Consider the following 6,763-nt stretch of genomic DNA (forward strand, 5'->3'; position numbering starts at 1 on the left):
AAGCTCCAACCCAAGATGGACGAACATGCGAATAATGATCACAGGCATCCCATCATATCTGATGCGGACAGTCGACAGCGTTTCCGGGGCAACGGTCAAGCACCGTCCCTATTTCGAGAACATCCGGACGAAGAAGGATGTCATCGACCAGGTCAAGCGGATTGCCAATACCGGCAATTATCTCATCGGTGAAGGCGCGGCCAACAGCGTGCGCGGCCACGACGTCACCTATATTCCGTTCTGGCATCTGGCCAACAGCATCCATTCGCCCGAGACCTATGCGCGGCTGAACGAGAGCTTTGATCTGTGCCTGTTTGCATCGGCCAACCTGCTTCGGCCCGGCTATGCAGCGGCGACGGAATCCCATGTGTTCGAGCGTCTCAACATGCCGATCGTCGTCATGGGCATCGGCATCCAGAAGAAGGAAAACCTGAAAGCCGAACTGCCGGAAGGCACGCAGCGCTTTCTCAACGTCTTGAAGAAGAAGGAAACGTTCTTCCTCACCCGCGGGCACTTCACTGCGGAATTCCTGAAGGCCGAGGGCATGAAATATGTGCGCCCGACCGGTTGCCCCTCCCTCTATTACGATCCGGCCCAGATGAAGCGCTCGCTCAGCCGCCTCGCCGATCCGGGCCTGGCGGAATCGCAGAAGATCGCCTTTGGCGGTTATCTCGGCAGCGTTCCCGACACCATCGTCGATGCCCATGCGCTCCTGCACAAGGACAGCACGGCAAGCTATGTCATCCAGGACGAGGTCATCGTCTACAACATGAACATGGTGGGCGACGAGGGCACCGAAGCCTATGATCCGGCGGCCAGCCGCATCACTGCGCCGACCGAGTACAAGCATGCGGAGAAATGGCAGCGCAAGCGCGATTATCTCGTATTCTTCGACACGCATAAGTGGCGCAGCTGGGTTTCCGGCCAGGATTTCTGCTTTGGCCGCCGGTTCCATGGTTCGATCATCGGCATGCAGTCGGGCATTCCGGCGCTGATGATCGCCGTCGACGACCGGATGCGCGAAATGCTCGACTTTGTCGGCTTCCCCCATATCGAGGCATCGGTCTGGAACCGCGAGCCGCAAAAGAAGGCCTTCCTGCAGGACTTCCTGTCGAAGATCGACGTTCCCGCCGCCATCCACCGCTATTCCGCCTGCGAAGCCAATTTCAACGCCGCGTTGAAAGATATTGGAATCCGGTGATCGGTGCTTGTCCCGGCGTCCACCTTATGAGGAGGCATGAAACCATGGGTTGGAAAGTGCACATGCGTAAGTTGGCCGCCGGCGCTGCCGGTATCGTGGCAGCGATTGTTATCGGCGTTCAGCCGGTAACACCGGCACATGCGGCGGGCGATACCCGCTTTGGTGTCAACCGGGTCAATCTGGCCTGGCTTTCGCCCGTCGAACGGGAGAAACTTCTTGATCTCATGGTCAAGAACGGCGTCGTGGCCGTGCGCCTGTCACTGACAAAACCGATCGACCAGAGCATTGACGCCGTCCGCGTTGCCCACGCCAAGGGCCTCGCCATCCTCCTGGAAATATCGCTCAACAATCCGGCCTTCTATCCCGAGGGCACGCAACCCCGTTCCGGCCTTGGCCGGATATGGGACATGTACCGGCTTTCCGATATTTCGCCGGATCAGTTCCGTTCCGTCGTCGGCGATGCCCTGCGCAAGATCGATGCGCTCAAGATTCCGCTTGTTGCCGTGGAGGCCGGAAACGAGATCAACTGGGGCGCCTATAATGGCGATCTCGAAGTGAAGGCAAAGGCCAAAAGCCGCACCGCCCGCTCGCTGGCGGATCTCGATAACCTGCCGGCCGTCGAACAGGGCGCAGCCCGGTACGTCCAGCTTGCCGCTGTGGTCCGCAGGGAACTCCAGTCAACGAAATTCAGCGCCCATGCCAAGGTCATTTCAGCGGGGCTGTCCGATATCCCGGTCGCCGACGCCGACCGGCGCGGCATCGACAGCATCGATCCCGCCAGTTTTACCAATCTCATGCGCAAGCATGGGCTGGACAAGGTCGTGGACGGCTACGGGATCCACATCTACCCCGGCAGCAACGGCACGGCAGCAGCCCGCGCGGCGCATGTCAGCCAGGCGCTGTCCATCTGCCGCTCGGAGCCGGACGGCAAACCGTGCTGGATCACCGAATGGGGCTTTTCCAACACGGCAACCACATGCCCGGCCAATGACGGCTCACGGGAACAGCTGGTCGAGGCGGCACGCAGCCGCTTTGCCGAACTGATGGGAACAGGCCGCGTGGCGGCCGCCTACTACTTCGATTGGGATGCAAAGGGATATGGGGTCTGGCGCTGCGGGGGACTTTCTCCCGCGGGCCGGGCAGCAGTGGTGACACCATGAAACTGAAAACCGTCGTCATCGGTGGTTCCAATACCGTCATGCTGCCCGGCTACCTGCCGTCGCTTCTGGCGACCATGGCCCGGCGCGGCATCGACCTCGACATTACAGCCGACCTGGCCGTGGGCGGGACGACCAGCGCCTTCGGCCTCTACCAGCTCAAGACCTATGACAAGCTTGCCGATTGCGATCTGCTGCTGATCGAGTACGCACTCAATGATGCCTTTGTCTATGGCGACGAGCGGCGGCCTTTCCGCCACTGGGCGCGATTCTATGAGGGGATCATCCGCTATGCCCTCGAGCAGAACCCCAACCTGCGCATCGCCACCCTTGTCTTCGGCGCCCGCAACGGCTCCTTCCTCAGCGCCGTGCCATCCATCGATGCCGGGATCAACTACATCTCGCAGTGGTACGGCACCATCTGCGTCGACGTTTCGCGCCAGCTGATGCAGCGGCTGGGCCGCGATGTCGTCGGCCATCCCAGTTTCTATTCCGACCAGGGGCACTATGCGCGGCCGGTCGCAACGACCGTTGTCGCCAACCTCATTGCCGATGAACTGGAACCGGCATTGCTGCGCCCGCACAAGGCGGCTGCCCTGCAGCCGCCCATTGATCCCGACCATTTTGCCGGCGCGCGCGCGCTCGATGGCGTGCAGCTCGGCAAGCGGCTTGGACGATTGCCGGTCGAATACAGCAACCGGCGATTTTCCGTCTCGGCCCTTGATCTTGGCCGCGACCGTTTGAAATTCGAAGTGGACAAGGGGCAGCTCCTGGCCATGGCCTATGTCTGCGAGCCGCGCATTCCGCCGCTCGATGTGCGCATGGGCGAGGAGACGCACCGCGCCGCCCTGCTCAAGGGCGGTGTGCGCGATGGCACCTACAAGTTCCTGGTGTCGATGCTGAGCTTCGAATTCCTGTATGGCGTCACACTGCTGCAGACCCAGCCATCCCTCGCGCTCACCCTCGGGGGTGGCGGCGAAGGCGGTGAACACAAGCTGCACGTGCCGAAGGACAGCATCAGGCATGAAACATTCCCGGCCGAACCGGCGTTGCCGATCAGCGGCATTCTTTTCACCGGCAACCTGAGGGTCTGCGCCATCGAGAAGGCCGGAAGCGCGGCCAATGGCTCTGCCACCACCGTACAACCGGCGGCCAAAGTGGAAGCACCAGCGCCAGGCGCCTGAGTTCCCGCCACTGCCATCTTTGTCAAACGGCGCGGACGTGATACCCGTTCAGACGGACAAGTGAGCAGGAATCATGACGGAAGCCGACATAGTTGCGATTGAAGAATGGCTCGACGCGCAAGGATTGGCCGGCGCCAGCGAAACCGAACTGCTGAACGGTTTCTGCGTGCGGTGCTGCGGCCTTGGCATCACGCTCGAACGCGCCTTGACCTTTGTCGATACGCTGCATCCCATCTACGAGGGCAGGGCGTTCCACTGGCGCCAGCGCGAGGAGGTGGAAAAGCCGGTGATCGAGTATGGCTCGAGCACCCAGGGCCCCGGCGCCGAAAGCTGGCAGCGGACCACATTCTACCACCTGCTGCAGTCCGGCGAGGATTCGCTCCGCCGCCGCATCGGCGAAATGGACGAACCGGGCTTTCTGCATCTGGAAAACCTCAAGGCCGAAGGGCTCACCGATTATCTCGCGCTGGTTCACCGCTTTTCGACGCAGGGCAGCATTGGCGAAATGGACTGTTTCTATTCGCAATGGTCCACGGCGCACGCCGACGGCTTCGAGGACCGCGACATTGCAACCCTGAAACGTCTGGTGCGGGGGCTGGCGCTTGCGATCAAATGCTCCTCGCTGGCGCGGATCGTGCGGACGGTGGCCGAGGTCTATCTCGGGCACGATGCGGGCGAACGCGTGCTGGCCGGGCGCATCAATCGCGGCGCGGCCGACCGGATCGAAGCGGTTCTATGGTATTCGGACCTGCGCGACTATACGCGCATTTCCGACGCGGCAGGACCGGATGCCATAATCCCGATGCTGAACGACTATGCCGATGCGGTCATCTCGTCGATCCAGGAAGCGGGCGGCGATGTGCTGAAGCTCATCGGTGACGGCACTCTGGCCATCTTCACCGAAGGCGGGTCGCAGACGGCCTGCGCCGCGGCGCTGAAAGCCCAAGCCCTTCTGCGCAAGCGGCTCATCGTGCTCAATGAGCGGCGCGCCGCCGAGAAACAGCCGATCACCAATGTCTATCTCGGCATGCATGTGGGCGAGGTGTTCTTTGGCAATATCGGCAGCGACACGCGGCTGGATTTTACCGTCGTTGGACCGGCCGTCAATGAAGTCAGCCGCATCGCATCCATGTGCCGGTCCGTCGATCAGGATGTCCTGATCTCGGACCGCTTCGCCGCATTCCTGCCGGAAGAACTTCGCTCCAAACTGGTTTGCGTCGGACGTTTCGCCTTGCGCGGTGTCGGGCGGGCGCAGGAACTGTTCACCCTCGACCCCGCCGAAAAACGTTGAAACCCGCAATGCCGGGCATTGCGGGTTTCCTCTGCTTTCACAAGCGCGTCAAAAGGCGCTGATTATCCGTTTAAATATCGCTTTGCCAGTTCCGCCATATCACGATCCTTCTTGGTCTTGATCGGATGCAGCACGCGCGAAAGAAGTTTCAGCGTTGAAAAGCCCGGTTTGAGATACGGTGAAAGGGTGGGGAGTTGGATGTTCATTGCAAATATCCCTTTCTTTTTAGGGTCAGAACCCATTAATCTGGTCGAAATGGTATGAGGCCATTTGTTCGGCTACAAGGAGCGAAGGCGATGGCAATGTGGTTCATTGTCGAGTCTTTGCGACGATGGAGCCGGGCAAATGGACCATATCCTTTGGACGCCGAAACGGCTGCAAGCTGCAGTGTCGACCCGCTCGGTCGGGGGAAAGGCCCCGCCCTTCGCATCTCTCCTCGCATCTTTTTGCCGTTTCAGACGCCATTTCGATCATGTTAATGGGTTCTGACCCTAAGTTATTTGAATAACGGGGGTTTATTCCCAGTCTGAATATCGCATGGCGGAAGGTCGAGGCGGTATACCGATCCACCGAGGTGATTGCCTATTTCTCCGGGAAGATCGTGTTGATCTCTGGGCAGAAAAGCGGCTCAAAAATTACCATCCGTGGAAATCGACAGGGATCGCCATTTGTTGATTTCCGCGTGAACCGAATCCAGCTTCGTCGCGATGCCTTTGACCGCATCGGAACCGGCGGCATAACGCAGGGGTGGCTCCTGCGAGGCGGCCAGTTCAATCAATGCAGACCCGAGCTTTGCCGGATCGCCCGCCTGCTTGTAGCTGTACCCGTCATAGGTCGTGCGTGTTTCACGCGAGGCTTCGGCATAGTCCTCAATGCTTTTATTGCCATAGCGAACCGAACTTTCGTCGAGAAAATCCGTGCGGAAGAACCCAGGCTCGACGATGGTCACATGGATGCCGAAGCGGGCCACTTCCATGGCCAGCGATTCCGAGAAGCCTTCAACCGCAAACTTCGTCGAACAATAGACGGAAGCACCGGCAAACCCGACCATGCCGCCTATGGAGGACAGATTGAAGATGCGGCCCGATCTCTGCCAGCGCATCACAGGCAGAACCGCACGGGTCACGTGCAACAGGCCGAATACATTGGTGGCGAACTGCCGTTCGATGTCGTCGGCACCATTTTCTTCGAACTGACCCAGCTGGCCGTAGCCGGCATTGTTGACGAGAACGTCGATGCCGCCGAAATGGGTGACGGCAGCATCCACCGCCTGATCCGCATGCTCGGGCTGCGTTACATCCAGCTCGACGATCAGCAATTGCCCCTCGACGCCCGCGAACGCCTGTTGCACCTGCTTGCGATTGCGGCCGGTCGCGACCACATTGTCACCGGCTGCCAGCGCAGCCTTGGCAACTTCCGCGCCGATACCCCGGCCAGCGCCGGTGATAAACCATGTCTTGCTCATCCTGCATTTCCTTGTCGTGCTAAAACAGGGCCCCTTGGGACCACGACGTGAAAATAGGACGGAAGGCGGAAAGCACGTAGACCGGAACTCCGGATGGATTGCCTGATCCTCCGGATTTCGCGATGCCGTTGTGGCAGCAAGGTTGAAATGTCGCTTGTTGTGCAAAGTTAAAATGTCATCCTGACAGATGCCGAGGTGTGTCGCCGGGCAGGGCGGAGACCTCGATATCGCAGCTCTGCCCGGCGACAGTGAATAGATCTGTGGCAGCCTGCTCCCGTAATCTGCGCTCCCTTCGTTCCTCGACCCAGCTGTTGCGCCGCGACGGTTTGCGTGCGCGTTTTTGATAGGCGATGACCTCGCTGTTGGTCTTCACCTTCGGTGCAGGGAGCGGGTCCTGATGGGCCTTGATCAACGACAATACCTCGCCAAGCCGCTTGTTCTCGGTCACCGCCGCATGGGTGACAC

Annotated in this window: 6 protein-coding genes and 1 pseudogene; 4 read left to right on the forward strand and 3 right to left on the reverse strand. The window is 60.2% G+C overall.

Annotated elements, in window-relative coordinates; all coding sequences use genetic code 11:
* Positions 1–25 precede the first annotated feature (25 nt).
* The 4 genes from RDL77_RS21990 (at position 26) to RDL77_RS22005 (ending at position 4,833) form a co-directional block, all read left to right on the forward strand.
* The gene (locus RDL77_RS21990; RefSeq protein WP_223615922.1) at positions 26–1,201 is read left to right on the forward strand and encodes a polysaccharide pyruvyl transferase family protein; all 1,176 of its coding nucleotides are present in this window, start codon (positions 26–28) and stop codon (positions 1,199–1,201) included.
* Between the two features lie 62 nt (positions 1,202–1,263).
* A complete protein-coding gene (locus RDL77_RS21995) occupies positions 1,264–2,361 on the forward strand; it encodes a glycoside hydrolase (protein ID WP_288194713.1) in 1,098 nt (365 codons plus the stop codon).
* Entirely contained in the window at positions 2,358–3,542 is a 1,185-nt protein-coding gene (locus RDL77_RS22000; protein ID WP_288194714.1) for an SGNH/GDSL hydrolase family protein, read from the forward strand. Before RDL77_RS21995 ends, RDL77_RS22000 begins: the two co-directional genes overlap by 4 nt.
* Before the next feature lie 73 nt (positions 3,543–3,615).
* Positions 3,616–4,833 (forward strand): adenylate/guanylate cyclase domain-containing protein, encoded by a 1,218-nt coding sequence (locus tag RDL77_RS22005; protein WP_223615925.1) that lies wholly within the window; start codon positions 3,616–3,618, stop codon positions 4,831–4,833.
* Positions 4,834–4,895: 62 nt separating this feature from the next.
* Here the strand turns inward: RDL77_RS22005 and RDL77_RS22010 are convergent, their stop codons facing one another.
* The 3 genes and pseudogenes from RDL77_RS22010 to RDL77_RS22020 form a co-directional block, all read right to left on the reverse strand.
* Positions 4,896–5,039: a hypothetical protein gene (locus RDL77_RS22010; protein ID WP_163364476.1), complete on the reverse strand. Its 144-nt coding sequence runs from the start codon at positions 5,037–5,039 to the stop codon at positions 4,896–4,898.
* 422 nt (positions 5,040–5,461) lie between these two features.
* On the reverse strand, positions 5,462–6,298 hold the full coding sequence (locus tag RDL77_RS22015) for an oxidoreductase (RefSeq protein WP_288194715.1): 837 nt from the start codon (positions 6,296–6,298) through the stop codon (positions 5,462–5,464).
* A gap of 175 nt (positions 6,299–6,473) precedes the next feature.
* Positions 6,474–6,763 (reverse strand): annotated as a pseudogene (locus RDL77_RS22020) (hypothetical protein); the annotation flags it as partial.

Origin of the sequence: uncultured Phyllobacterium sp., assembly GCF_902479695.1 — a bacterium.
In the GTDB taxonomy this organism is placed as follows: Bacteria; Pseudomonadota; Alphaproteobacteria; order Rhizobiales; family Rhizobiaceae; genus Phyllobacterium; species Phyllobacterium calauticae.

What these genes read in the sequence shown, in the direction of transcription:
- RDL77_RS22000 (WP_288194714.1), top strand. Translation starts at nt 2,358, where the DNA reads ATGAAACTGAAAACCGTCGTCATCGGTGGTTCCAATACCGTCATGCTG.
- RDL77_RS22005 (WP_223615925.1), top strand. Translation starts at nt 3,616, where the DNA reads ATGACGGAAGCCGACATAGTTGCGATTGAAGAATGGCTCGACGCGCAA.
- RDL77_RS21990 (WP_223615922.1), top strand. Translation starts at nt 26, where the DNA reads ATGCGAATAATGATCACAGGCATCCCATCATATCTGATGCGGACAGTC.
- RDL77_RS22010 (WP_163364476.1), bottom strand. Translation starts at nt 5,039, where the DNA reads ATGAACATCCAACTCCCCACCCTTTCACCGTATCTCAAACCGGGCTTT.
- RDL77_RS21995 (WP_288194713.1), top strand. Translation starts at nt 1,264, where the DNA reads ATGCGTAAGTTGGCCGCCGGCGCTGCCGGTATCGTGGCAGCGATTGTT.
- RDL77_RS22015 (WP_288194715.1), bottom strand. Translation starts at nt 6,298, where the DNA reads ATGAGCAAGACATGGTTTATCACCGGCGCTGGCCGGGGTATCGGCGCG.